This is a genomic window from Knoellia flava TL1 (genome assembly GCF_000768675.1).
Taxonomy (GTDB): Bacteria; Actinomycetota; Actinomycetes; order Actinomycetales; family Dermatophilaceae; genus Knoellia; species Knoellia flava.
Genome location: NZ_AVPI01000006.1, coordinates 1 through 23048, shown reverse-complemented (window position 1 = coordinate 23048; position 23048 = coordinate 1). Strand labels below are relative to the sequence as shown.

The 23048-nt window shown below is 72.8% G+C and carries 24 protein-coding genes; 8 read left to right on the top strand and 16 right to left on the bottom strand.

All coding sequences use genetic code 11. The features are described from left to right. The 5 genes from N798_RS03525 to N798_RS03505 form a co-directional block, all read left to right on the top strand. The coding region (locus N798_RS03525) for a cytochrome d ubiquinol oxidase subunit II (RefSeq protein WP_198030702.1) at nucleotides 1–337 on the top strand (337 nt) is incomplete at its 5' end. 16 nt (nucleotides 338–353) lie between these two features. Then, a complete protein-coding gene (gene cydD, locus N798_RS03520; protein WP_035946328.1) occupies nucleotides 354–1979 on the top strand; it encodes a thiol reductant ABC exporter subunit CydD in 1626 nt (541 codons plus the stop codon). Further along, on the top strand, nucleotides 1976–3556 hold the full coding sequence (gene cydC / locus N798_RS03515; RefSeq protein ID WP_035946327.1) for a thiol reductant ABC exporter subunit CydC: 1581 nt from the start codon (nucleotides 1976–1978) through the stop codon (nucleotides 3554–3556). Before cydD ends, cydC begins: the two co-directional genes overlap by 4 nt. A gap of 9 nt (nucleotides 3557–3565) precedes the next feature. Then, a complete protein-coding gene (locus N798_RS03510; protein ID WP_084100061.1) occupies nucleotides 3566–3961 on the top strand; it encodes a BlaI/MecI/CopY family transcriptional regulator in 396 nt (131 codons plus the stop codon). A 12-nt stretch (nucleotides 3962–3973) separates the two neighbouring features. Further along, the gene (locus tag N798_RS03505; protein ID WP_035946326.1) at nucleotides 3974–4879 is read left to right on the top strand and encodes a M56 family metallopeptidase; all 906 of its coding nucleotides are present in this window, start codon (nucleotides 3974–3976) and stop codon (nucleotides 4877–4879) included. A 27-nt stretch (nucleotides 4880–4906) separates the two neighbouring features. Here N798_RS03505 and N798_RS03500 read toward each other — a convergent pair whose 3' ends face one another. Then, entirely contained in the window at nucleotides 4907–5503 is a 597-nt protein-coding gene (locus tag N798_RS03500; protein WP_035946324.1) for a dihydrofolate reductase family protein, read from the bottom strand. A 100-nt stretch (nucleotides 5504–5603) separates the two neighbouring features. Between N798_RS03500 and purB the strand changes: the two genes are divergently transcribed. Continuing rightward, nucleotides 5604–7013 carry an adenylosuccinate lyase gene (gene purB, locus N798_RS03495; RefSeq protein WP_035946322.1) on the top strand — a complete coding sequence of 470 codons (1410 nt, stop codon included), beginning with the start codon at nucleotides 5604–5606 and terminating at the stop codon, nucleotides 7011–7013. 97 nt (nucleotides 7014–7110) lie between these two features. Here purB and N798_RS03490 read toward each other — a convergent pair whose 3' ends face one another. The 3 genes from N798_RS03490 to N798_RS03480 all read right to left on the bottom strand — a co-directional run bounded on the left by N798_RS03490 (nucleotide 7111) and on the right by N798_RS03480 (nucleotide 9105). Beyond that, nucleotides 7111–7746 carry a VOC family protein gene (locus N798_RS03490; protein ID WP_035946332.1) on the bottom strand — a complete coding sequence of 212 codons (636 nt, stop codon included), beginning with the start codon at nucleotides 7744–7746 and terminating at the stop codon, nucleotides 7111–7113. A 91-nt stretch (nucleotides 7747–7837) separates the two neighbouring features. Then, complete coding sequence (locus N798_RS03485) at nucleotides 7838–8653, bottom strand: TrmH family RNA methyltransferase (RefSeq protein ID WP_035946321.1); 816 nt, start codon at nucleotides 8651–8653, stop codon at nucleotides 7838–7840. A gap of 35 nt (nucleotides 8654–8688) precedes the next feature. Further along, nucleotides 8689–9105 (bottom strand): pyridoxamine 5'-phosphate oxidase family protein, encoded by a 417-nt coding sequence (locus N798_RS03480; protein ID WP_035946320.1) that lies wholly within the window; start codon nucleotides 9103–9105, stop codon nucleotides 8689–8691. Nucleotides 9106–9225: 120 nt separating this feature from the next. Between N798_RS03480 and N798_RS03475 the strand changes: the two genes are divergently transcribed. Then, complete coding sequence (locus N798_RS03475; protein WP_035946318.1) at nucleotides 9226–9720, top strand: GNAT family N-acetyltransferase; 495 nt, start codon at nucleotides 9226–9228, stop codon at nucleotides 9718–9720. A 29-nt stretch (nucleotides 9721–9749) separates the two neighbouring features. On the opposite strand, the gene N798_RS03470 is transcribed toward N798_RS03475, so the two are convergent. The 11 genes from N798_RS03470 to N798_RS03420 form a co-directional block, all read right to left on the bottom strand. After that, the gene (locus N798_RS03470) at nucleotides 9750–10538 is read right to left on the bottom strand and encodes a DUF1206 domain-containing protein (RefSeq protein ID WP_035946317.1); all 789 of its coding nucleotides are present in this window, start codon (nucleotides 10536–10538) and stop codon (nucleotides 9750–9752) included. After that, on the bottom strand, nucleotides 10535–11332 hold the full coding sequence (locus N798_RS03465) for an HAD family hydrolase (RefSeq protein ID WP_035946316.1): 798 nt from the start codon (nucleotides 11330–11332) through the stop codon (nucleotides 10535–10537). The genes N798_RS03470 and N798_RS03465 overlap by 4 nt, the downstream gene beginning before the upstream one ends. A 25-nt stretch (nucleotides 11333–11357) precedes the next feature. Beyond that, nucleotides 11358–12200 carry a siderophore-interacting protein gene (locus tag N798_RS03460; protein ID WP_035946315.1) on the bottom strand — a complete coding sequence of 281 codons (843 nt, stop codon included), beginning with the start codon at nucleotides 12198–12200 and terminating at the stop codon, nucleotides 11358–11360. After that, a complete protein-coding gene (locus N798_RS03455) occupies nucleotides 12197–12994 on the bottom strand; it encodes an ABC transporter ATP-binding protein (RefSeq protein ID WP_035946313.1) in 798 nt (265 codons plus the stop codon). The genes N798_RS03460 and N798_RS03455 overlap by 4 nt, the downstream gene beginning before the upstream one ends. A gap of 8 nt (nucleotides 12995–13002) precedes the next feature. Further along, complete coding sequence (locus N798_RS03450; RefSeq protein ID WP_084100059.1) at nucleotides 13003–14148, bottom strand: FecCD family ABC transporter permease; 1146 nt, start codon at nucleotides 14146–14148, stop codon at nucleotides 13003–13005. Beyond that, nucleotides 14145–15209, bottom strand: a complete 1065-nt coding sequence (locus N798_RS03445) for a FecCD family ABC transporter permease (protein WP_084100057.1) — start codon at nucleotides 15207–15209, stop codon at nucleotides 14145–14147. Before N798_RS03445 ends, N798_RS03450 begins: the two co-directional genes overlap by 4 nt. 26 nt (nucleotides 15210–15235) lie before the next feature. Continuing rightward, nucleotides 15236–16291: an iron-siderophore ABC transporter substrate-binding protein gene (locus tag N798_RS03440; RefSeq protein ID WP_035946312.1), complete on the bottom strand. Its 1056-nt coding sequence runs from the start codon at nucleotides 16289–16291 to the stop codon at nucleotides 15236–15238. A 236-nt stretch (nucleotides 16292–16527) separates the two neighbouring features. Beyond that, nucleotides 16528–17697 carry an ABC transporter permease gene (locus tag N798_RS03435; RefSeq protein ID WP_035946311.1) on the bottom strand — a complete coding sequence of 390 codons (1170 nt, stop codon included), beginning with the start codon at nucleotides 17695–17697 and terminating at the stop codon, nucleotides 16528–16530. Beyond that, complete coding sequence (locus N798_RS03430; protein ID WP_035946310.1) at nucleotides 17694–18581, bottom strand: ABC transporter ATP-binding protein; 888 nt, start codon at nucleotides 18579–18581, stop codon at nucleotides 17694–17696. The genes N798_RS03435 and N798_RS03430 overlap by 4 nt, the downstream gene beginning before the upstream one ends. 36 nt (nucleotides 18582–18617) lie before the next feature. Then, on the bottom strand, nucleotides 18618–19355 hold the full coding sequence (locus N798_RS03425; RefSeq protein ID WP_035946309.1) for a response regulator: 738 nt from the start codon (nucleotides 19353–19355) through the stop codon (nucleotides 18618–18620). Then, nucleotides 19342–20784: a sensor histidine kinase gene (locus tag N798_RS03420; protein WP_035946308.1), complete on the bottom strand. Its 1443-nt coding sequence runs from the start codon at nucleotides 20782–20784 to the stop codon at nucleotides 19342–19344. Before N798_RS03420 ends, N798_RS03425 begins: the two co-directional genes overlap by 14 nt. A 107-nt stretch (nucleotides 20785–20891) precedes the next feature. On the opposite strand from N798_RS03420, the gene N798_RS03415 reads away from it, so the two are divergent. Then, nucleotides 20892–21677: a helix-turn-helix transcriptional regulator gene (locus N798_RS03415; RefSeq protein WP_035946306.1), complete on the top strand. Its 786-nt coding sequence runs from the start codon at nucleotides 20892–20894 to the stop codon at nucleotides 21675–21677. A gap of 37 nt (nucleotides 21678–21714) precedes the next feature. On the opposite strand, the gene serS is transcribed toward N798_RS03415, so the two are convergent. Then, on the bottom strand, nucleotides 21715–22983 hold the full coding sequence (gene serS / locus N798_RS03410) for a serine--tRNA ligase (protein ID WP_035946305.1): 1269 nt from the start codon (nucleotides 22981–22983) through the stop codon (nucleotides 21715–21717). Nucleotides 22984–23048 lie beyond the last annotated feature (65 nt).

Here is a 23048-nt window from a genome sequence, read left to right as displayed (position 1 = left end):
CCTCTCGGCCGTGGCCGCGGTCGCGCTCGTCGGCGCGCTCGTCGCGAATGCCGCGGGGCGCGAGGGCGCCGCGTTCGCGGGGACGGCGCTCACCTGGGCGGCGGCCGCGGCGGCCTACTTCGTCGCGCTGCACCCGGCGGTCCTCCCGACGACGCTGCCGGGCGGCGCCTCCCTCACCATCGAGAATGCAGCGAGCACGACGATGACGCTCCAGATCATGACCGTCGCGGCCCTCCTCTTCGTGCCGATCGTCCTGCTCTACACGGCCTGGACCTACTGGGTCTTCCGTCGCCGGCTGTCGGTCGAGCACATGGCCGAGCCGGTCCTCGTGAAGTGAGCGGACGGCATACGCGATGAGGCCCTTCGACCCACGGCTGCTGCGCGCGGCACCAGAGCTGCGGCGCCCGGTCGCCGCGCTCACGGTCGTCGCCGCGCTGCAGGGCGTGGCCGCGATCGGGCTGGCGTTCGCGCTCGCCCGGCTCGTCGTCGACGTCGTGTCCGGCGGCGACTGGCAGCGCAGTGGGGTCTGGGTCGTGGGCGCCTTCGCAGCGAGGGCCGTGCTCGCCGCGCTCGTCGACCGGGTGGGCGCCAGCGCGTCGCACCGGGTGAGCTCGGGCCTGCGCCGGCGGCTGCTCGCACGCTGGCTCGCCGCCCCTGCGGAGTCGCGACCGGACCCCGAGCGCGCCTCGACCCTCGCCGTGCAGGGCGCGAGCGCCGTCGAGCCGTATGCCGCCCGCTTCCTCCCCGCGCTCGTCGCCGGGGTCGTCGTGCCGTTCCTCGCCGTCGGTGCGCTCGTGCTCGTCGACCCGCTGAGCGCGCTCGTCGTCGTGCTCACCCTGCCGCTGCTGCCGCTCTTCGCCGCGCTCATCGGGCGCGAGACCGAGGACGACACGAGGAGCCGGTGGCGGGCGCTCGAGCAGCTGGCCGGCCACTTCGGCGACGTCATGCGCGGGCTGCCGACGCTCGTCTCGTACGGTCGGGCCCGCCGCCAGGTCGAGGTCGTCGGCGCCGTGTCGGCGCAGCACCGGACCGCGACGATGCGCACGCTGCGGGTGGCCTTCCTCAGCTCGTCGGCGCTGGAGCTGCTCGCGTCGATCTCGGTCGCGATCGTCGCCGTCACGGTCGGGCTGCGGCTCACCCACGGGTCGATGACGCTCGAGGCCGGGCTGCTCGCCATCCTGCTCGCGCCCGAGGCCTACTGGCCGATCCGTCGGGTGGGCGCCGAGTTCCACGCCGCCGCCGACGGCGCCACCGCCGTCGACGCCATCCTCACCGAGCTGGCGGGTGCGACTGATTGCCCGGATGCGACATCGGCGCTCGGGCCGAAGGCCCTCCCCCGTGTCCCATCCGGGCAATCAGTCGGGGTCGAGGGGGTGGGGTATGCGTACCCGGGGTCGGAGCGGCTGGTCCTCGACTCGGTGTCGCTCGAGGCCGGGCCCGGCCTCACCGTCGTCACCGGCACCTCCGGCGTGGGCAAGTCGACGCTGCTCGATCTCGTCGCCGGGCTGCGGGTGCCGACGGCCGGGCGGGTGCTGCTCGGCGGCCCGGTGCACTACGTCACCCAGCGGCCGTTCCTGCCCGACGGCAGCATCGCCGAGGCCCTGCGGCTGGGCTCGGCGACGCCGCCGTCCGACGCGGAGCTCTGGTCGGCGCTCGACCGCGTGGGCCTGGGGACGTTCGTCGCCGGCCTGCCGGACGGGCTCGGCACCGCGCTCGGCGACGACGGCTTCGGGCTCTCGGCGGGCCAGCGCACCCGGCTCGCCCTCGCCCGCGCCCTGCTCTCGGCCGCGCCGGTCGTCCTCCTTGACGAGCCGACCGCCCACCTCGACGCACCGTCCGCGGCGACCGTGCGCGACGTCGTCCGCGAGCTCGCCCGTGAGCGCTGCGTCGTCGCGGTGACCCACTCGGCGGACCTCGTCGTGGTCGCCGACGAGCACGTCCACCTCACCGCAGCGACGCTCGAGGCGGTGCCGGCATGAGCGGGCGGCTCGCGGGACTGTGGGGCGGTCTCGCGCTCACCTCCGGCGTCGCGCTCACCGCGACCTCGGGCTGGCTCATCGTGCGCGCCTCCGAGCGGCCCGTCATCCTGACCCTCCTCACCGCGATCGTCGGTGTGCGCGCCTTCGGCATGGCCCGGCCGTTCTTCCGCCACCTCGAACGGCTGCGCTCGCACGACACCGCCCTCGGCGACCTCGCCGAGGCGAGGACGAGCGTGTATGCCGGTCTCATCCCGCTGACGCCGGCTCGCCTCGGCCGCCGCTCGCGCAGTGCCGTCCTCACGGGGGTCGTCGACGACCTCACCGACGTCGTCGAGGCGCACGTGCGGGTGCGGGTGCCCCTGCTCTCCGCGCTCGTCGCCGCTGCGTTCACGACCCTCCTCACCGGACTGCTCGATCCCGCCGCCGCCCTCGTCGTCCTCGTCTGGGTCGGGCTCGTCGCCGTCGTCGCACGGGCGGGTCTCGGCCTCGAGCGCTCGGCCCAGGAGAGCCTCGGGGCGGCGCGCGCGGAGGTGGGCCGGGCCGCGGAGCTCGTGGCACGGCATACGGCCGAGCTCCGGGCGATCGGCGCCGAGGGCGACGTCCTCGCCCGGCTGGACCGCGCCCACGACGACCTCGGGTCCGCGTTGCGCCGGCAGAGCCGCGGCCGTGCGCTCGTCACCGGCGGGGTCCTCGCGCTCACCGGCCTCGCGACGCTCGCCATGGCGCGGGTCGCCCTCGACGCGGACGTCTCGCCCGGCGTCATGGCGCTGCTCGTCGTCGTTCCCGCGGCCCTCGCCGACGCGCTCCTTCCCCTCGCGGACGCCGTGCGCGCGCAGGCCCGGGCCGAGCAGAGCGAACGGCGTGTCCACGCCCTCCTCGACCAGGCGCCCGCCGTCGCCGCCACGGGCACCGGCCGTCCGGTGTCGACCAGCCCGCACCTGCGGCTCGAGGGGATGGGTGCCGGCTGGGTCGACGGATGCGAGGACGTGCGCGGCGTCGACCTCGACCTGCCGCCGGGGCGTCGAGTCGGCATCGTTGGGTCCAACGGGTCGGGCAAGTCGACGACCCTCGCCGTCCTCGCCCGCGCCCTCGACCCGCAGTCGGGGCGGTTCCTCGTCGACGGCCTGGACGCCACCGACCTCGACCTCGACGCGGTGCGCGACCTCGTCGCCGTCGTCGACGACAAGCCGCACGTCTTCGCCGCCGACCTGCGCGCCAACCTCCTCCTGGCCCGCCCGGACGCAAGCGACGAGGACCTCGTCGCCGCCATCACGAGCGCCGGGCTGGGGTCGTGGCTCGACGACCTGCCCGACGGGCTGGAGACCCGTCTTGGTGCCGGTGGGCGGGGCATCTCCGGTGGCGAACGGGCGCGGCTCGCTCTCGCCCGCGCCGTGCTGTCGCAGCGCCCGGTCGTCCTCCTCGACGAGCCCGTCGCCCACCTCGACCACCCCACCGCCGTGGCGGTCATGAGCGATGTCGGCGCCGCGCTCGCAGGGCGTACCGTGGTGGTCGTCAGTCACCGCGACGAGGGTCTCGACGCCCTCGACGAGATCCTCGACCTCACGCCCTCCCGCTAGGACCCCGACGTGCCTCCCACCTCCCCCGCCCCCCGGCTCGGCGACCTCGAGCGCTCCGTCATGGAGCAGCTCTGGGACTCGACGACGACCCGGCCCGAGGGTTCGAGCGTGCGCGAGGTGCTCGAAGGGCTTCCCGGCGAGCGAGACCTCGCCTACACGACCGTCATGACCGTCCTCGACCGACTGTCCAAGAAGGGTCTCGTCACCCGCGAGCGCGACGGGCGAGCCTGGCGCTACCTCCCGGCCGGCACGCGCGAGTCGCTCACCGCCGAGACGATGCGGGCCTCGCTCGGCGACGTCACCGACCGGCGCGCGGCGCTGCTGCACTTCCTCGACGGAGCCACCTCGGAGGAGCTCGACGACCTGCGGGCCGCGCTCTCCGAGGTCGAGCAGCGACGCGGCTGACCGGGCTCCCCGGTGTATGCCCTCCTCCTGGCCGCCCTCGCGGTCCTGCTCTCGGGGGTCGCGCCTCGGCTCATGGCCCGGCTCGGCAGCTTCCGCCGGGCGCCGCGCGCCGCCCTCGTCGCATGGCAGGCCGTGTCACTCGCCGGCGTGCTCGCAGCCCTGCTCGCGGCACCCGCGGCCGTGCCCGCGCTCGGCGAGGTGGGCTGGTTGGCCTGCGTCGGTGACTGCACGATGACGCTCGCGTGGTTCCGGGCGCAGCGGTGGATCGTCGTCGCCCTTGCCGGTGCGGTGACCCTCGCGGTGCTCGGGCGCCTGCTGCTCTCGGGTCACCGCATCGGCACCCGGCTGCGCGCTGCGCGCGCCCGCCACCGCGACCTCGTCGACGTCCTCGGCGCGCCCGCAGGCGAGGGGCGGGAGGACGGCATACGCGTTCTCGACCACACGACCCCGACGGCCTACTGCCTTCCCGGGCGCCGTTCGCGGGTCGTCCTCACCGAGGGGGCACTCGCGGCGCTGCCCGACGACGAGCTCGCCGCGGTCCTCGCCCACGAACGCGCACACCTGCGCGGGCGGCACGACCTGCTGCTCGAGTGGTTCACCGTCCTGCACCACTCCGTCCCCGAACCCGTGCGCTCGCCCGCGGCCCTGCGCGAGGTGCGCCTGCTTGTCGAGGCGCTCGCCGACCGCGCCGCCGTGCGCACGTCGGGGCCGGTGACGACGGCGCGAGCGCTCATGACCCTCGCCCAGGGCCAGGCGCCCGAGGCGGGCCTCGGCGCCGGGGGCGACGGCACGACCGCGACCCGGATGCGGCTCCTCGCCGAGGACGCGCTGCCGGCGCCGACGGTGGTCGTGATGTACGTGTATGCCGTCGCGGTCGTCGCGCTGCCGCTCGTCCTGCTCTGGCTCGCCTGGCGCTGACGGGTCCGGCGCGCTCGGTCGGTCGGCTCAGTCCTCGACGTCCCAGATGACGTGGACCGCGTGCGGCGACACCCGCACGTCACGCTGGGTGAGCCGGCGCGCGGTCGTGCCGTCGAAGAGCGGGCTGCCGTCGCCGAGGACGAGCGGTGAGATGTGCAGCGACAGCTGGTCGACGACGCCGGCGTCGAGGCAGCCTCGGACGACCTCCCCACCGCCCATGACGTAGACGTCCTTGTCGCCGGCGACCGCGCGCGCCTGCGCGACGGCGGCGGCGGGTCCGTCGAGGACGAAGGTGAAGTCGTGGGAGACCGCGAGCCGCACCGACTCGGGCTCCGAGCTCGTGACGACGAAGAAGGGCGGCTTCGCCGCATGCCGCGCGCCGTAGCCCACCTCGTCACTCCAGCCGTAGGGCCCGTCGATGACGTCGAAGAGCTTCCTCCCCATGACGACCGCGCCGGTCGCGGACGTCGCCTCCTCGAGCACGGCCCGGTCGACCTCGTCGTCCGAGAACACCCAGGCATGCAGGCCCTCCGCGCCGTCACCGAAGCCGTTGTCCGGCCCGGCTCCCGGCCCGGTGACGAAGCCGTCGACGGAGACGGAGATGTCGGCCACCACTCGAGTCATGTCCTCACCCTGCCTGCCCCCATGACCGCGGGCAAGGCTCGCTGACCGCCGAGCCGACCGGCGGGGCTGGCGCCGCGCGCCCTCTGGGAGGATGAGCACCATGGCCTCCCTCGCTGACGTCACTCCCCCCATCGCGCTCGGCGCCCTCGACGGTCGCTACCGCGGAGCCGTGGCGCCGCTCGTCGACCACCTCTCCGAGCCGGCCCTCAACCGGCAGCGGATCCACGTCGAGGTCGAGTGGCTCATCCACCTCACCGACCGTCAGGTCGTGCCGGGGGTGCGCCAGCTCACCGACGACGAGAAGGTGGCCCTGCGCCGCGTCGTCGAGGACTTCGGAGTCGACGAGATCGGCGAGATGGCCGCGACCGAGAAGGTCACCCAGCACGACGTCAAGGCGGTCGAGTACTTCCTCAAGAAGCGCCTCGCCGAGATCGCCCCGGCCGAGGAGGACAGGGGACTCGCCGAGCTCATCCACTTCTGCTGCACGAGCGAGGACATCAACAACCTCTCCTACGCGCTCATGGTGCAGGGCGCCATCGAGGACGTCTGGCTGCCGCGCGCCGCCGCGCTCGTCGAGGCGCTGTCGACGATGGCCTCGGACCTGCGCGACGTGCCGCTCCTCTCGCACACGCACGGCCAGCCGGCCACGCCGTCGACCCTCGGCAAGGAGCTCGCCGTCCTCGCGTGGCGCCTCCAGCGCCAGCTCCGGCGCATCGAGGACGCGGAGTTCCTCGGCAAGCTCAACGGCGCCACCGGCACCTACGGCGCCCACCTCGCCGCCGTCCCCGGGGCCGACTGGGAGGACATCAGCGAGAGCTTCGTCGAGGGCCTCGGCCTCACCTGGAACCCGCTGACGACCCAGATCGAGAGCCACGACTGGCAGGCCGAGCTCTATGCCGACGTCGCCCGCTTCAACCGGGTGCTGCACAACATGTGCACCGACGTCTGGACCTACATCTCCATGGGCTACTTCGCCCAGGTCCGCGGCCAGGGCACCGTCGGCTCGTCCACGATGCCGCACAAGGTCAACCCGATCCGCTTCGAGAACGCCGAGGCCAACCTCGAGGTGAGCAACGCCCTCCTCGACGTCCTTGCCTCGACGCTCGTGCAGTCCCGCCTCCAGCGCGACCTCACCGACTCCTCGATGCAGCGCAACATCGGCGTCGCCCTCGGGCACTCGCTGCTCGCGCTCGACAACGCGACCCGCGGCCTCGCCGGCCTCGACGCCGTCCCCTCCGCCATGGCGGCCGACCTCGACGCCAACTGGGAGGTGCTCGGTGAGCCGATCCAGTCGGCGATGCGGGCCCTCGGCGCCCAGGGCGTGCCCGGCATGGAGGAGCCCTACGAGCGCCTCAAGGAGCTGACCCGCGGCCGCCGCATCGGCCAGCCCGAGCTCGTCGAGTTCGTCCGCGGGCTCGGCCTGCCCCCCGAGGTCGAGGAGCGCCTCGCGGCGATGACGCCGGCGACCTACGTCGGCATCGCGCCGGCCCTCGTCGACCACCTCGGCTGAGCGGCCGGCATACGCCCCTCAGGAGCAGTCGAAAGTAGACAGAACCCCGCCCGAGGAGCCCTCGGGCGGGGTTCTGTCTACTCTCGACTGCTGGGGCTCAGAGGGTGACGGGACCGTTCGGGGTCTCGAAGGTCACCGACATGATGCCCGGGTTGCCCTTGGGCGAGACGAAGTCGAAGTCGATGCCCTCGGGCACGTAGTCCTTGTCGACGCCGACCCAGTCGCGCACGCGGTCGGGGTCACCGGCGATCTCGAGCGACTTGAGCGCGACCGAGGTCTCGCCGACGCCGGAGGGGTGGGGCACGTCGGCGTCCCACTCGACGAAGAACGGCAGCTGCGGGTCGGACTGCAGCCCCTTGATGCCGAGCTGCTTCCAGCGCAGCTCGACGCCGTCGGGGCGGTGCCGGCTGCCGACGACGGCCTCGCGGCCGAGGCGCTCCTCCTGCTTGCTGATGTCGTCGACCGCGAGCACCCAGCCGAGCCAGCCACCGCCGGACTCGGAGCGGGCGCGCACGACCTGGCCGAACGGGGCCTTGTCGGACGCGGGGTGGTCGAGCACCTCGACGACCTCGAGGTAGCGGTCACCCATGAGCGGCAGGATGACGTTGCGCGTCCCGAAGCGCGGGTGGACCCCCCCGTCGACGGCCTGGACGCCGAGCTGGGCGGCCAGCCGCTCGGCCGTCGCTCGTGCCCCGTCGTTCTCTGCGGCATAGACAACATGGTCGACTCGCATGTCGATCATGTTGGCACATCTCGGAGGGTGGTCTTGACACAGGGGCTAGTCACCCCCGACCCTCACGCCCGGCAGCAGGGACGCCCGGAGGTCAGGATCCGCGCTGGCGGACCGCCTCGTAGACGACGATCGCGCCCGCAGCGGAGGCGTTGAGCGAGTTGACGCTGCCGTGCATGGGGATGCGCACGCGCACGTCCGCGGCCCGCAGGGCCTCGTCGGTGAGGCCGAACTTCTCGGTCCCCACGGCGATCGCGACCGCGCCCGTGAGGTCGGCGTCGGTGTGCAGCGTCTCGGTGTCGGGGGTGGTCGCGACGAGGCGTATGCCGTGCGCCCGCAACCAGCCCAGCGTCGCGTCGAGCGTCGCGCTGGCGACCGGGACGGAGAAGACCGTGCCCTTGGAGCCGCGCACGACGTTGGGGTTGCCCCAGTCGGTCACGGGGTCGACGGCGATGACCGCGTCGACCCCGGCTGCGTCCGCCGTGCGCAGCATGGCGCCGAGGTTGCCCGGCTTCTCGAGCCCCTCGCAGACGAGGAGCAGCGGCTCGGCAGGCAGGTCGAGGTCGGCGAGCCCGGCCCGGACCGCAGGCACGAGCGCGAGGAAGCCGTCGGGCCCCTCGCGGTAGGCGACCTTCTCGAACGCGGCCCGAGACACCCTGACCGTCTCGACGCCCGAGGCTCGGACGTCGTCGACGAGCCGCAGCTGCTCGTCCGCGTCGAGCATGAGCTCGGGCGCATAGAAGAGGGTGCGCGGCCGGACGCCGGCGTCGAGGGCGAGACCGAGCTCCTCGAAGCCCTCGACGACGGTGACCCCGGCCTCGTCACGGGCCCGGCGTCGGCGCAGCGCCACGAGCTGCTTGAGGCGCGGGTTCGCCGGTGAGGTGATCTCGAGGTCGGGACGGGACGGCATACGGGTCATTGTGGGCGACGGGAACGCCCGTGACGTCAGTCGGCCTTGGCCTGGCCCCAGCCGTGCCAGTGCTCGACCTCGACCCAGCAGCTGACGCGCGGTCGGTCGCGCACGCGGTAGGGCCTGCCGGTGTAGTGGACCGAGAGCCGGTCGATGTCGGCGAGACCGCGCTCCGGGTCGTCGTCCCAGCGCACGACGCGGCCGCGGATGCTCACGTGGGTGTACCACTCCCCCTCCTTGAGCGCGGTGAGGGCGACCTGGGGGCGCTCGCGCATCCAGTCGAGGCGCGCGCGTCCGGCGTCCATGTTGAGGAGCACCGTGCCGTCGTCCTCGACGAGGTACCACGTGGCGACCGACATGGGGTCGCCCTTCGGCCGGAGCACGGCGACGACGGCGGGGTTGGGCCGGGCGAAGAGCTCGGCGACGTGGGCGGGCAGCGGGGCCTTGGGCATGTGGCCCATCCTGCCGGTCGGTGGGCGTCGGGAGCGGACCCGGCCCGGTGCGCCCGGTCGCCCGACCGACCCCTCGCAATCTCGTTTGCGTCGGAGCGTGTTGGTCGCTTGGCTTGCCCCGTGACCGACCTGCGCACGCCCCGGCTCGTCCTCCACCCCGTCGACGTCGCGGAGGGCCAACGCATCACCGCGCGCAGCGTTGGTGACGACGACCTCTGGGCACCGGACTTCCCCACGGCTGGTGACGTCATGTCCGTCACCGCCTATCTCCGGCGGACCGCGGACCACGGGGAGCAGCGGCCGTTCGGCTTCTACCGGATCACCCGGTCGTCCGACGGACTCGCCATCGGAGGGATCGGCTTCAAGGGGCAGCCGGAGGACGGGAGCGTCGAGATCGGCTACGGCCTCGCCCCGTCGGCGCGGGGCAACGGCTACGCCGCCGAGGCAGCGACCGCCCTCGTCGAGGTGGCGACGGCACACGGCCTCGACCGCGTCGTCGCCGACACCGACCGGGCCAACATCGCCTCGCAGAGGACCCTGGAGCGAGCGGGGTTCACCCGTCGACGCGACGAGGCCGACGCGTGCTTCTACGAAGTGGTCCTCGACAACGGCTGAGCGCGAGCGGCGAAGCGGGACACCACCGTTCAGAGCTTGGCGTGCCTCGCCTTGACGAAGCTCCAGGCGCCGGCGGCGGCGAACCCGAGGGCGACGACGGTGAGCAGGAAGGGACCGAACGGCTGGTCGCGCAGCGTCTTGAGCGCGGCGTCGAGCCCGCCCGCCTCGGCCGCGCGCGACGACACGGCGGCGGAAGCGAAGAGGATCCCGACGACGGCGAGCGCGACGCCCTTGGCGACGTAGCCGACCTGCCCGGTCCGGACCGCCCAGCTCCCGGGGTGGCGCTCGAGCTCCTCGACGAAGCCCTTGGTCCAGCCCTTCCACAGGTGGTAGCCGGCCGTGGCGAGGATGGCGACGGCGACGAGCCCGACGAGTATGCGGCCGCCGGGGTTCGAGAGCAGGCCGGCGGTGGCCTCGTCGGTCTTCTGCTCGTCGGACGTGCCCGCGCCCTTGGACACGGAGAACGCCGAGTACGCGAAGAACGCGTAGAGGACGGCCTTGCCGACGGCCTTGGCCCGGTCGGACGCCTCGGCGCCGTGCCGGCCGACGACCGCCTCGGTGAGCTGCCAGAGCGCGAGGAACACGAAGCCGATGACGGCCAGCCAGAGCAGGAACGGCCCGGTCGACCCGCTCGCGACGGTCTGGAGGGCTCCCGACTTGTCGGCCGAGCCGCCGCCGAGCCCCCAGGCCACCTTGAGGGCGATCCAGGCGATGAGGAGGTGGATGACGCCGCTCACGACGAAGCCGAGGCGGGCCCCGGTCTCGACGACGGCGTGGTCCCCGACCTTGGAGGCGGTCTGCTTCGCTGAGTTCGTCACAGGAGAGATTGGAGCACGGGAACGAGCCCGTCGTCGTCCACGTCGAGGGTGGTCTCGTCGGCGACCGCCTTGACCTCGTCGGGAGCGTTGCCCATCGCCACCCCGCGGGCGGCCCACTGGAGCATCTCGAGGTCGTTGCGCTGGTCCCCCACGGCGACCGTGAAGGCCGGCTCGACGCCGAGGTGACGGCGGACGATCTCGAGCGCCGATCCCTTGCTCACGCCCTCAGGGTTGATGTCGAGCCACGCGGTGAACCCGACGGCGTAGTTGACCCCGTGCAGGCCGATCCGCTCGGCGAGGCCCATGAAGTCCTCGGCCGTGCCGTTGGGGTCGCGGAAGGTGACACGGGTGACGGGCTCGGCGACGAGCTCCTCCCACGGCACGACGGTGATGTCGCCCTGCAGCTCGCCGTCGGGGAAGGGCGCGCTCACCTTGAAACCGACCCCGAGGTCCTCGACGGCGACGACGGCGTCGGGCCGCTCCGAGCGCAGCAGGTTGAGCGCGGGCGCCGGGTCGAACGTCACCGCCTCGATCACCTCGTAGCCCTGCTGCAGTGCGGGGTCGAGCCGCAGCGTGACCGCCCCGTTGGAGCACACGGCATATCCGGTCTCGAGCGAGAGCTCGCGCAGGATCGGGGTGGTCGCGACGATCGAGCGACCGGTGGCGATGGTGACGTGGTGACCGGCGTCGGCCACGGCCCGCACGGCGTCGCGGACGACCGGCGACATCTCGCCGGCGTGGGTGATCGTCGTCCCGTCGACGTCGAGCGCGACGAGGTGGGGAGTGACCGTCATGCCCGCAACCTACCCAGCGGCTGCGTCAGCCACGCTCCTGCCCCAGCTTCCAGTAGCCCGAGAAGAGGACCTTGCGGCGGTCGACGCCGGCCTGCTTGACGAGCTGGCGCCGGCCCTCGGTGACCATGCCCGACTCGCCGCAGATCCACGCGTAGGCGAGGTCCGTCGACGGCAGCTCGCGCAGCGCGGGGAGGACGGCCGACCCCGGCACGCCGTCGGTGCGCACGTGGACCTGCACGTCGGCTCCGCCGAAGCCGTATGCCGTGAGCACGGCTTGGTCGGCCACCTCGACGTGGATCGTGGCGCGGGACAGGCACTCCGGGTGCGCGTCGAGAATCGCCGCCAGGGCGGGGACGGCGGTCTCGTCGGCGACGAGGACCATCGCACCGTCGCACTCGTGGCCGCGGAAGAGGGCACCACCGGAGCGGAAGCCGACCCGGTCGCCGGGCTGCGCCGCGCAGGCCCACGCGGACCCCGGGCCGGAGTCGCCGTGGGTGACGACGTCGACGTCGATGGTGCGGTTGACGGCGTGGTGGGCGCGGATGGTGTACCAGCGCAGGTTCGGTCGCTCGGACTCCGGCATGTCGGCGATGGCCGCACGGACGTTCTCACGGTCGGCGTCGGGCATCGTCAGCGCGGCGCCGGGGCGGGGCATGAGCAGCCCGAAGTACTCGTCGGCACCGACCCGGCGGAACTCCCCGAGCTCGTCGGCGGCGAAGGTGATCCGGCGCATGCCCCCGCCGAGGTCGCTCACCGCCGCGACGGTCATCTCGAACTGCGAGTCGCCCTCGCGGTAGACCGGCGTGGCCATCGTGAGGCGGGCGTAGGCGGTCGCGGCCTTCATTGCGACCTTGTCGAGCACGGTCATGCGGTCTCTCGCTTCCTGCGGTGGGGGATGACGACGGGGTCGCCGGTCGTCGGGTCGGCGACGACGGAGGCCGCGATCCCGAAGACGGACTCGACGACGTCCGGGGTGACGATGTCGGCGGGCGCGCCCTCGGCGACGATGGCGCCGCCGCTCATGGCGACGAGGTGGTCGGCGTAGCGCGCGGCCATGGCGAGGTCGTGCAGCACCATGACGACGGTCGTGCCTTCGCGGGCGTTGAGGTCGCGGACGAGCTCGAGGACGTCGATCTGGTGCGCGATGTCGAGGAACGACGTCGGCTCGTCGAGGAGGAGCACCGGGGTCCGCTGGGCCAGGGCCATCGCGATCCAGGCCCGCTGGCGCTGACCGCCGGAGAGGCTGTCGACGGGCACGCCCGCGAGCTCGACGAGCTCGGTCATCTCGAGGGCGGCGGCGACGACCGCCTCGTCCTCGCGCGACCACTGCCGGAAGAGCCCGTGGTGGGGGTGGCGGCCGCGCTCGACGAGCTCGGCGACCGTGATCCCCTCGGGGACGATCGGCTGCTGCGGCAGGAGGCCGAGGCGCCGGGCGACCTCCTTGGTCGACAGCTCGCCGATGGCCTGACCGTCGAGGAGCACGCGTCCTTCGTGCGGTGACAGCAGCCGCGACAGACCGCGCAGGAGGGTCGACTTGCCGCAGCCGTTGGGTCCGACGACGGCGGTGACGCGCCCGGTCGGGACGGCGAGGTCGAGGCCGTCGACGACGACGCGCTTGTCGTAGGCGAGGCTCAGCGACTCGGCACAGAGGACTGACGACATGACGTCACTCATTTCTCGGAGATGGACCGGCGGCCGGCCACGAGCAGCCACACGAGGACGGGGGCGCCGGCGAGACCGGTGACGACGCCGACGGGGAAGGCGGTGCCGGGCACGGCATACGCACTGAGGTAGTCGGCCGCGAGGACCATCGCCGCGCCGACGAGCGCGGCCGCGGGCACCGAGGTGCGGCCGCCGGTGAGGCGGCGCGCGATCGGCCCGCTGAGGAAGCCGACGAAGGCGATCGGCCCGCACACCGCCGTCGCGGAGGCGGTGAGCAGGACGACGAGCGCCGTGACCGCGAGCCGCAGGCGCGGGGCGCGCACGCCCAGGCCCGTCGCGAGGTCGTCGCCGAGCCCGAGCACGCCGAGCTGGCGCGTCGCGAACGTGAGCAGCGGCAGGCCCACCGCGACGACGACCCCGAGCCGCGCGACCTCGTCCCACGAGACCGTGCCGAGGCTGCCGGTGAGCCAGACGAGGGCGTCCTGCGCGCGGTAGATGTCGGCGCGCAGCAGCACCCAGTGGACGACCGAGCTGAGCACGGCGGCGAGCCCGACCCCGACGAGGATCATCCGCCCGGTCGCTGCCCCGCCCCGGCCGGCGAATCCGTGGATCGCCGCCGCGACCGCGACCGCGCCGGCGAACGCGACGACGGCGACCGGTGTGCCCGACCAGCCGAGGAGGACGACCGCGAAGACGGCCGAGGCGCTCGCGCCGAGGTTGATGCCGAGCACGTCGGGGCTCGCCAGCGGGTTGCGCAGCATCGACTGGAACGCCGCGCCGGCCGACGCGAATGCCGCGCCGGCGAGGACGGCCATGCAGGCCCGCGGCAGCGTCGACTCCATGAAGATGAAGGACGCGCCCGGGATCGTCGTCCCGGAGACCATCCGTATGCCGTCCACGAACGAGATGCGGTAGTCACCGAGGAGCGCTCGGGCGAGGAAGAGACCGACGACGAGCAGGGTGAGGGCGGCGAGGAGGACCCGGCGACGGCGGTGGACCCGGCGACGCGCAGCGCGCAGCGCAGTGATCGTGCCGGTGTCCGGCGCGCCGGTGCCACCGGTCGAGAGGAGAGAACCCGCCGCGTATGCTGTGCTTCCCGCGGCGTGTTCTCTCCTCTCGACGAGCTGGGGTCGGGTTCTCACCGGGGTGTTCATGTGACGTTCATCCGTCGGACGAGGGCGACGAGGAAGGGCGCGCCGACGACCGCGCAGACGATCCCGGCCTGGACCTCGCTCGGTGCGGCGACGACCCGGCCGAGGGTGTCGGCGACGACGACGAGCACGGGTCCGGCGAAGAGGGTGCCGAGCAGGATCCGGCGGTGGTCCGGGCCGACGACGGCGCGCACGACGTGCGGGACGACGAGGCCGACGAAGGCGATCGGTCCGGCCAACGCCGTGGCGGAGGCGGCGAGGAGGATCGCGCCGGTCGCAGCGAGCAGGCGGTGCAGCAGGACGCGCTGGCCGAGGCCGCGGGCCAGGTCGTCGCCGAGGGCGACGGTGTTGAGCACCGAGCCGGACGAGAGGGCGAGGGCGAAGCCGACGACGAGGAAGGGCGCGACGTCGAGGACGATCGACGCCTCACGCCCCGCGACCGAGCCGACCTGCCAGAAGCGGAAGACGTCGAGCGCGCCCTGGTCCGAGACGAGGATCGCCCCGACAAGACTGGTCGAGGTGGCCATGACCGCGGCACCCGCGAGGGCCATCGTCACCGGCTGTGCGCGCACCGGGGCGAGGAGAGCGAGCAGCTGGACGACGACGGCGGTGACGACCGCACCGAGCAGCGCGAACCAGACGTAGCCACCCACACTCGAGATCGCGAAGACCTTGATGCCGGCGACGACGGCGAGCGCGGCGCCGGAGTTGATGCCGAGGATTCCGGGCTCCGCGAGCGGGTTGCGGGTGAGGCCCTGGAGGACGACGCCGCAGACACCGACGGCCGCACCGACGACGAGCCCGATGAGCGTGCGGTCGAGGCGCGAGTCGACGATGCCGCGCACCTCGTCGGAGACGACGCCACCGGTGAGGGCTTCGAGGATCCGGCCGGGCGAGACCGACTGGGTGCCGACGAGGAGCGAGAACGCGACGGCGAGTGCCACCGCGACCGCGCCCCCGGCGACGACGACGCCCACGGGGACGCGGGCGCCCCGCCCCGACTCCGCGAGGAGCCGGGACGGAGCAGTCGAGGTGGGAGTCCCACGCTCGGCGCGGAACGGCATACGGGACACCGTCGTCGCCCGGACGGTCACTGGGCCGGGGTTCCGTCCACCGCCGAGGCGATCTTGGGGAGGAACTTCTCGAGCGCCACCGGCATCGAGAGCGGCGAGGGGGAGGACATCGTCAGGGCGACGGCGTTGTCGGCGCTCGCGACGTAGTGGTTGGTCTTGAGCGCGGGGATCTGGCCGAGGAGCGGGTGCTTCTTGAGGGTGTCGACCTCCTCGGGCTTCTCGACGTAGAAGATGAGCGCGTCGGCGGCGAGGGTCGAGGACTTCTCGGCCGAGAGGTTGGCGCTGAACTGCGTGTTGCCCTTGCTCAGCGCGGCGACGGTCGGGGCGTCGACCATGCCGAACCGGCGCAGGATCTGCGGGCGCAGGTCCTGGCTCGTGTAGAGGCTGACGACGGACAGGTCGGTCGGGGTGAACCAGGCCCATGCGGCCGACTTGCGCTTGATCTGGGGGTACTTCGCGATGGCGTCGTCGATCGCCTTGTTGGTGTCGGCGGCGACCTTAGTGGCCAGCTCGGTGCGGCCGAGGGCCTGCCCGACGAGCTCGACGCTCTGCTCCCACGACGTGCCCCACGCCTGCCCGGGGTAGGCGACGGTCGGCGCGATCTTGGAGAGCTTGTCGTAGTCCTCCTTGGTGATGCCGGAGTTCACGCCGAGGATGAGGTCGGGCTTGGCCGCCGCGATCTCCTCGACCGGGATGCCGGCGGTGTCGTCGTAGCGGGCGATCTGGGCGTCGGCGTCGAGCTTGGTCACGGCCGCGTCGAACCAGTCGGTCGAGCCGTTGGCGTTGCCGCCCCACGTGATCTTCGTGGCTCCGACGGGGATGACACCGAGCGAGACGACGACGTCGGCGTCGTTCCAGCCGACCGTGGCGACGCGCTTGGGCTCGGCGCTGATCGTCGTCTCACCGAAGGCGTGCTTCACCGTCGTCGGGAAGGCGTCCTTGTCGACCGCCGACGACGACGAGGTCGCCGGGTCGGCCGCGGCCTCGCTCGTCGGTCCGGTGGAGCAGGCGGTGAGGGCGAGGGCGACGACGCCGGAGGCGGCGGCCGCGACGAGGGAGCGACGTGTCAGCATGGAGCCTTCTGGGTTCGGGCCGCACCCGAGGAGCGCGGCGACAAGGTCAGTAAGGCAACCTAATTTAGGCAAGCCTTACCTTGTCAAATCCCGTCTGCCGATCGCTTGCGTCCGCACTTCTGGTGGCTCTGCCGTCACCGTGCCGGACGCAACGGCGACCGCGCCCGTTTGCGTCCGCAACTGTGGTGCCCAGGCCGTCACCGTGCCGGACGCAAGATTTCCTGTATGCCGTCCGCTCACTCGGGCGTCGACCACGCCTGCCGCACGGTGAGCCGCCCCTGTGTCTGGAGCAGCGAGCGCTGGTAGAGCCGGGCCGCCGCTCGGACGACGAGCGCCGCGGCGCCGACGAGGATGGCGAGAGCGACGAGCGCGTGCCACCACGACGCCGTCCCCTCGAGCACGCGCATCGGCATGAGGATCGCCGAGAAGGGCGGGACGAACGAGAGCACCACCTTCGTCGTGCCCGTGGTGAGCAGGGCTGCGAAGAAGACACCGAGCGTGAGCATCGTCAGCGGCGTCGATGTCGTCTGCACGTCCTCGGTGCGGGTCGCCAGCGCTCCGGCGACGGCCCAGAGGCACGCGAGCAGCCCGAACCCGACGACGAAGAAGACGACGAACCAGCCCACGGCACCGGAGATCGCAGGCAGGAACCGGTCGTAGTCGGTGAAGGTCAGCCCGACGAGCCCGACGGCGACGAAGAGCGCCATCTGGGCGAAGGCGAGGACGAGGTTGCCGGCGACCTTGCCGGCGAGGAGCTGGCGGACGGCGATCTTCGTCGTGATGATCTCGACGATCCGGCTGGCCTTCTCCTCGACGACGCTGTTGGCGAGCGCGAGCCCGAAGGTGAAGGAGGCGAGGTAGAAGAGCATCGCGAGGGCGAAGCCGACCGCCTTGGCGACGCCGGCCCGGTCGGCGTCGCCGTCGAGGACGCTCGTCCGCACCTCCGATCCACGGGTGAGGGCGTCGACAGTCGTGCCGGCTGCCTCGGCGTTGGCGTCGAGCGTCGCGTCGCGGATCGCGGTGGTGGCGGCGCTGCGCAGCTCGGCCGCGACGTCCTCCCGGCCGGTGAGGACCCACCCGTCGCCGTCCTCGCGCAGCCACACGTCGGCGGTGCCGTCCTCGATGGCCGCCTTCGCGACACCGTCGCCGGCGGCGGCCTGGAGGGTGACCTGCAGGTTGTCGCCCGAGGCCTCGGCGACCGTCTCGACCTTCTCGGCCATCCGGTGTGCCGCAGCGGAACTCGTGACGACGGCATACTCCGTCGTTCGCGAGCCGAGCCAGGCCTGGACGCCGAGGACGCCGGCGATGATGACGACGAGCCCGAAGGTGCTGAGCAGGAACGTGCGGTCGGTGAGCTTGGTGACGATCTCGCGTCGCGCGACGGTGGTCCACGGAGCGGCGGTCATGCCGTCACCTCCCGGTAGATGTCGGACAGGGCGGGCACCTGTCGGGCGAAGTCGACGACGTCACCGCGCTCGAGGGCGGCCCGCAGGAGCGCCTGCCGAGCGCTGTCATCGTCGGGCTCGACGAGCGCCGTGGACCCGTCGACGTCATGGACGTGTATGCCGTCCACGTCCCTCACCCAGCCCGCGTCACCTCCGAGGGTGAGCCGGTAGAGCTCGGGCCCGCGACCGCGCAGCTCCTCGACGGTGCCGGTCGCGACGACCCGTCCGTGCGCGAGGACGACGAGTCGGTCGCAGAGGCGCTCGACGAGGTCGAGCTGGTGCGAGCTGAAGAGCACCGGGATGCCGCGTGAGGCGTGCTCGCGCAGGAGGTCGGCCATCGAGTCGACGGCGGACGGGTCGAGACCGGAGAACGGCTCGTCGAGGATGAGCGCGTCCGGCGTCGTCATGAGCGCGGCGATGATCTGGACCCGCTGCTGGTTGCCGAGCGAGAGCTTCTCGACGCGCTCACTCGCCCGCTCGCGCAGTCCGAACCGGTCGAGGTGCTCGAGGACGGAGGCCTTGGCGTCGGCGGCCGTCATCCCCGAGAGCTCGCCGAGGTAGACGAGCTGGTCGAGGACCTTCTGCTTGGGATAGAGACCGCGCTCCTCGGGCATGTAGCCGATGCGTCGTCGGACCTGCGTCGTCATCGGCTCGTCACCCCAGCGGACCTCTCCCCCGTGGGCCGCAAGCAGCCCCATGATGAGCCGCATCGTCGTCGTCTTGCCCGCGCCGTTGCCGCCGACGAAGCCGGTGAGGATCCCGCCGGGGACGGTGAAACTCACGTCGTCGACCGCGCGGAGCTCGCCGAAGGAGCGGGTCAGTCCGATGACCTCGATCTGTGCCATGCCCTCCACGCTAGGGAGGGCGTGGGGTCCGGCGGATCAGCCCCGTGGGTGAGTCCGTGTCTCCGCCGGGCGGATGAGGCCGACCTCGTAGGCGAAGACGACGGCCTGCACCCTGTCGCGCAGGTGCAGCTTGGCGAGGCAGTTCGAGACGTGCGTCTTGACCGTCGCCTCACCGAGGAAGAGCTCGCGGGCGATCTCGCCGTTGCTCTTGCCCTGCGCCATGAGGACGAGCACCTCACGCTCGCGCTCGGTGAGCCGGTCGAGCTGCTCGGCCGAGCCGACGTGGGAGGTCGCGGTGGCGGGTGTCGTCGCGCCGCCCTGGGTGACCATCGCGGCGATGACCCGGGTCGTCACCTCCGGGGCGAGGAGGGCGTGGCCTCCGGCGACCGACCGCACGGCGTCGACGAGCTGTTCGGGCTCGGCGTTCTTGAGGAGGAACCCGCTCGCGCCGGCCCGGAGCGCGTCGAAGAGGTAGTCGTCGCGGTCGAACGTCGTGAGGATGACGACCCGGCCGAGGTCGGCTCCCACGACGACGCGGGTCGCCTCGATGCCGTCCATGACGGGCATCTGGACGTCCATGAGGATGACGTCGGGCCGCAGCTCGCGCGCGGCGGCGACGGCGAGCTCGCCGTTCGCGACGTCGCCGACGACCTCGATGTCGTCCTCGACCGAGAGCATCATCGTGAAGCCGGAGCGGACGAGGTGCTGGTCGTCGACGATGAGCACCCGGATGGGCCTCGATGGGTTCGGCGTCGGCGTCTCAGGCTCGGACATCGCTCTCCCCCAGTGGAACTCGCACCCTGACACGGTAGCCACCCAGCGGACGCGGTCCGATCTCGACCGTGCCGTGGTGCGAGGCGGCGCGCTCACGCATCCCGAGCTGGCCGAGCCCGGACCCCGACGTGCCGACCCGAGGGCGGCCGTTGTCGACGATCTCGACCTCGGCATAGGCCGGTCCGGAACCGTCGTCGACGACGCGGGTCACGACGTCGGCCGTCGTCGCGGTCGAGTGCCGCGTGACGTTGGCCAGCGCCTCCTGCGTGACCCGATAGAGGGTGAGCCCCACCTGGGGCGGCACCGTGGCGTGGGCGCCGTCGTGCGTCTCGACGAGCCGGTATGCCGTCCGCAGCGTCGCGTGGTCGCGTGCGGCGACGAGGTCGGGCAGGTCGGCGAGCGTTGGCTCGGGACTGCGCCGGTGGCGTCCGTCGTCGCCGGAAGCGGACGAGGAGGCGACGGGGTGGACGGCTGGTCCGGCCGCCGCGGAGGCTGAGGTCGACGAGTGCTGAGGGTCGAGCGGTGAGTCCTCGAGGTCGCGCAGCGTGCCGAGCAGGTTGCGCATCTGGGTCACGGCGTCGCGCGAGCTCGACTCGATCCGGGTGAGGGCCGTCGCCGCGTCCTCGGGTCGCTTGTCGAGCACCCGGCGGGCGGCGCCGGCCTGGATGCCGATGACGGCGACGTGGTGGCCGACGACGTCGTGGAGCTCGCGAGCGATGCGGAGCCGCTCGTCGACGATCGCCCGGCGCTGGAGCGAGTCGGACTGGGCGGCGATCGTGTCTGCCTGCTCCTCGAGCCGGGCCCGCTGCCGGGCGCTGCGCCACGCTACCTGGCCGACGAGGATCGCGCCGACGAAGTAGAAGACATTGACCGCCATCGACGTGACGACGGCACCGACGGCCGGGCTGAACCACCCGTCCGTCCCCTCGGCCCGTGCGTCCTCGGTGAGCTCGTCGATGCCACCGCCGAGCGCGAGCTGCCACCCGACCCAGAGCAGCATGAAGACCGTGATGCCGGCGACGACGAGCAGGGCCGACCGCCGGTGCCGGCTCCACGCGACCGCGGCATAGATCGCGACGAAGTAGACCGTCTGGAGCGCGAGCTGGCCCATGACCTGGGGCATCGTCACCCCGACGGCGAACATGTGCACCGCAGCGGCGCCGCCGACGGCGACGGGGTGACGGCGGCGCCACACGAGGAGCATCGCGCCGGAGACGATGGCGAGCCACTGGACCCAGTGCGGCTGGCCGCCGGCGTCGATCTCGACGACGCTGCGCATCATCTCGAGCAGGAGGATGCCGACGAGGGCGGTGCCGATGCCCACCGCCCAGTCGAGCGGGCCGATGGGTGGGGCAGGGCGCTCCCAGTCGTCGTCGACCGCGAAGAAGTCGCCGACGGCCGACGAGAGCGAGCGGCGGGCGGACGGCATACGGGTCAGCCTAGGGACGGAGGCACGGGGAGCGGATCCGCCGTGGGGCGGAGCGGGTTCGTCCGAACCGCCTGCGGCCGGTCCGATCGGGTGGTATCCAAGGTCCCATGGAGCCATCGCGTCTGGCTCGCAGTGCCACGGACCTCGCCCACGCGGCTGCGCAGGGCGAGCCGGTGCTTGCGGACGTGCTCCACCTGCTCGACCGGGCGGTCGGCGCTGACGTCCTCAACTCCTCCGTGGCCGTGCCCCTCGACGGCAGGGCGTCTCCCGCGATCACGATGCTCCACACGCCACCGCTCACCGCCGAGGAGGAGGCAGGGTGGATGCGGCTCATCCCGACGCACCCCTTCGCCCGCTCGCTCGCCGGCCGGGGGCTGCGCACGGCGAGGCTCACCGACACGATGTCGGTCCGCGACCTCGAGGCGCTCGAGCTGTGGGAGCTGCTGCTCGAGCCGCGCGGAAGCCGCTACCAGCTCGCCGCGACGCTGCAGTCCGACCCGGCGGCGTTCACGCTGCTGTCGCTGTGGCGCGAGCACGAGGACTTCACCGAGGAGGAGGCTGCCGTCGTCGAGCTCGTGCGGAGGGCGCTGGCGTCGGCGCTGGAGTTCCACGCCGCGATGACCGAGCTGCGCGCGCTTGCCGGGCCACCCGAGCGCAGCGACGTGCTGACGCCGCGGCAGGCGCAGGTGTGCGCCCTTGTCGCGCGCGGGCTGACGAACGCCCAGGTCGCGACCCGCCTCGGGCTGAGCGAGCGCACGGTGCGCAAGCACGTCGAGGACGCGTTCGTGCGCACGGGGTGCACGAGCCGGACCGCGCTCGCGCTCTGGTGGCGCTCCTGCGCGATGGTGGCGGATCCGCCACTGTCGCCGGGCGCGTCGCCGACCGCATCCTGAGCATGGCCTCGAGAAGCGCGGGCCGTGCCCGACCTCCTCAGGCAGGGGTGAGGACGTCGAGCCCGATGAACGGACGCAGTGCCTCAGGGACGACGACGGAGCCGTCGGCCTGCTGGTGGTTCTCCAGGATGGCGACGAGCCAACGCGTCGTGGCGAGCGTCCCGTTGAGGGTGGCGGCGACCTCGGTGCCGCCACCCTCGACCCGGTAGCGGGTCTTGAGGCGGCGGGCCTGGAAGGTCGTGCAGTTGCTCGTCGACGTCAGCTCGCGGTGGCGGCCCTGGGTCGGGACCCAGGCCTCGCAGTCGAACTTGCGCGCCGCCGGGCCACCGAGGTCGCCGGCTGCGGTGTCGATGACGCGGTAGGGCAGCTCCATGAGGTCGAGCATGTCGCGCTCCCACTGCAGGAGGCGCTGGTGCTCGGCGGCGGCGTCCTCGGGGCGGCAGTAGACGAACATCTCGATCTTGTTGAACTGGTGCACGCGGATGATGCCGCGGGTGTCCTTGCCGTAGCTCCCGGCCTCGCGGCGGTAGCAGGTCGACTGGCCGGCGTAGCGGACCGGGCCCTTGGACAGGTCGAGGATCTCGTCGGCGTGGTAGCCCGCGAGCGCGACCTCGCTCGTGCCGGTGAGGTAGAGGTCGTCGGCCTCGAGGCGGTAGACCTCCTCGGCGTGGTGGTCGATGAACCCGGCACCGGCCATGACCTCGGTCTTGACGAGCGTGGGCGTGATCATCGGGACGAAGCCGGCCTCGATGGCGCGCTGCATCGCGAGGTTCAGCATCGCCATCTCGAGCCGGGCGCCCACGCCCTTGAGGAAGTAGAAGCGGCTGCCGCTCACCTTGGCGCCGCGCTCCATGTCGAGCGCGTCGAGACCCTCCATGAGGGCCAGGTGGTCCTTGGGCTCGAAGCCCTCGGCCGCGAAGTCGCGCGGGGTGCCGACCTCCTCGAGCACGACGTAGTCGTCCTCGCCACCGACCGGGACGCCGTCCTCGATGACGTTGCCGATCGTTCGGGTGAGGGTCGCGAGCTCGGTCGCGGCCTCGTCGGCAGCGGCCTGGTTGGCCTTGACCTGGGCGGCGATCTCCTTGGTGCGCGCGAGCAGGGCCTGCTTCTCGTCGCCCTGCGCCTGCGCGACCTGCTTGCCCATGGCCTTCTGCTCGGCGCGCAGCTGCTCGAACGCGGTGAGGCTGGACCGCTGCTTCCCCTCGGCGGCGAGGACGGCGTCGACGACGGACTCGTCCTCGCCCCTGGCGCGCTGCGAGGCGCGCACGCGGTCGGGGTTCTCACGGAGCAGCTTGAGGTCGATCACGCGGGCCAGCCTAGTCGGCTCGCTGGCGGGCACTCGACGACGATTCGGCCCGCACCCCCTCTTGT

Excerpts from the sequence above, each read along its gene's own strand:
- purB (WP_035946322.1), top strand. The coding sequence starts at position 5,604 with ATGGCCTCCCTCGCTGACGTCACTCCCCCCATCGCGCTCGGCGCCCTC.
- N798_RS03445 (WP_084100057.1), bottom strand. The coding sequence starts at position 15,209 with ATGCCGTTCCGCGCCGAGCGTGGGACTCCCACCTCGACTGCTCCGTCC.
- N798_RS03480 (WP_035946320.1), bottom strand. The coding sequence starts at position 9,105 with ATGCCCAAGGCCCCGCTGCCCGCCCACGTCGCCGAGCTCTTCGCCCGG.
- N798_RS03465 (WP_035946316.1), bottom strand. The coding sequence starts at position 11,332 with ATGACGGTCACTCCCCACCTCGTCGCGCTCGACGTCGACGGGACGACG.
- N798_RS03425 (WP_035946309.1), bottom strand. The coding sequence starts at position 19,355 with ATGTCCGAGCCTGAGACGCCGACGCCGAACCCATCGAGGCCCATCCGG.
- N798_RS03460 (WP_035946315.1), bottom strand. The coding sequence starts at position 12,200 with ATGACCGTGCTCGACAAGGTCGCAATGAAGGCCGCGACCGCCTACGCC.
- N798_RS03485 (WP_035946321.1), bottom strand. The coding sequence starts at position 8,653 with ATGCCGTCCCGTCCCGACCTCGAGATCACCTCACCGGCGAACCCGCGC.
- cydC (WP_035946327.1), top strand. The coding sequence starts at position 1,976 with ATGAGCGGGCGGCTCGCGGGACTGTGGGGCGGTCTCGCGCTCACCTCC.
- N798_RS03420 (WP_035946308.1), bottom strand. The coding sequence starts at position 20,784 with ATGCCGTCCGCCCGCCGCTCGCTCTCGTCGGCCGTCGGCGACTTCTTC.
- N798_RS03435 (WP_035946311.1), bottom strand. The coding sequence starts at position 17,697 with ATGACCGCCGCTCCGTGGACCACCGTCGCGCGACGCGAGATCGTCACC.
- N798_RS03440 (WP_035946312.1), bottom strand. The coding sequence starts at position 16,291 with ATGCTGACACGTCGCTCCCTCGTCGCGGCCGCCGCCTCCGGCGTCGTC.
- N798_RS03500 (WP_035946324.1), bottom strand. The coding sequence starts at position 5,503 with ATGACTCGAGTGGTGGCCGACATCTCCGTCTCCGTCGACGGCTTCGTC.
- N798_RS03455 (WP_035946313.1), bottom strand. The coding sequence starts at position 12,994 with ATGTCGTCAGTCCTCTGTGCCGAGTCGCTGAGCCTCGCCTACGACAAG.
- cydD (WP_035946328.1), top strand. The coding sequence starts at position 354 with ATGAGGCCCTTCGACCCACGGCTGCTGCGCGCGGCACCAGAGCTGCGG.
- N798_RS03415 (WP_035946306.1), top strand. The coding sequence starts at position 20,892 with ATGGAGCCATCGCGTCTGGCTCGCAGTGCCACGGACCTCGCCCACGCG.
- N798_RS03490 (WP_035946332.1), bottom strand. The coding sequence starts at position 7,746 with ATGCGAGTCGACCATGTTGTCTATGCCGCAGAGAACGACGGGGCACGA.
- N798_RS03450 (WP_084100059.1), bottom strand. The coding sequence starts at position 14,148 with ATGAACACCCCGGTGAGAACCCGACCCCAGCTCGTCGAGAGGAGAGAA.
- N798_RS03430 (WP_035946310.1), bottom strand. The coding sequence starts at position 18,581 with ATGGCACAGATCGAGGTCATCGGACTGACCCGCTCCTTCGGCGAGCTC.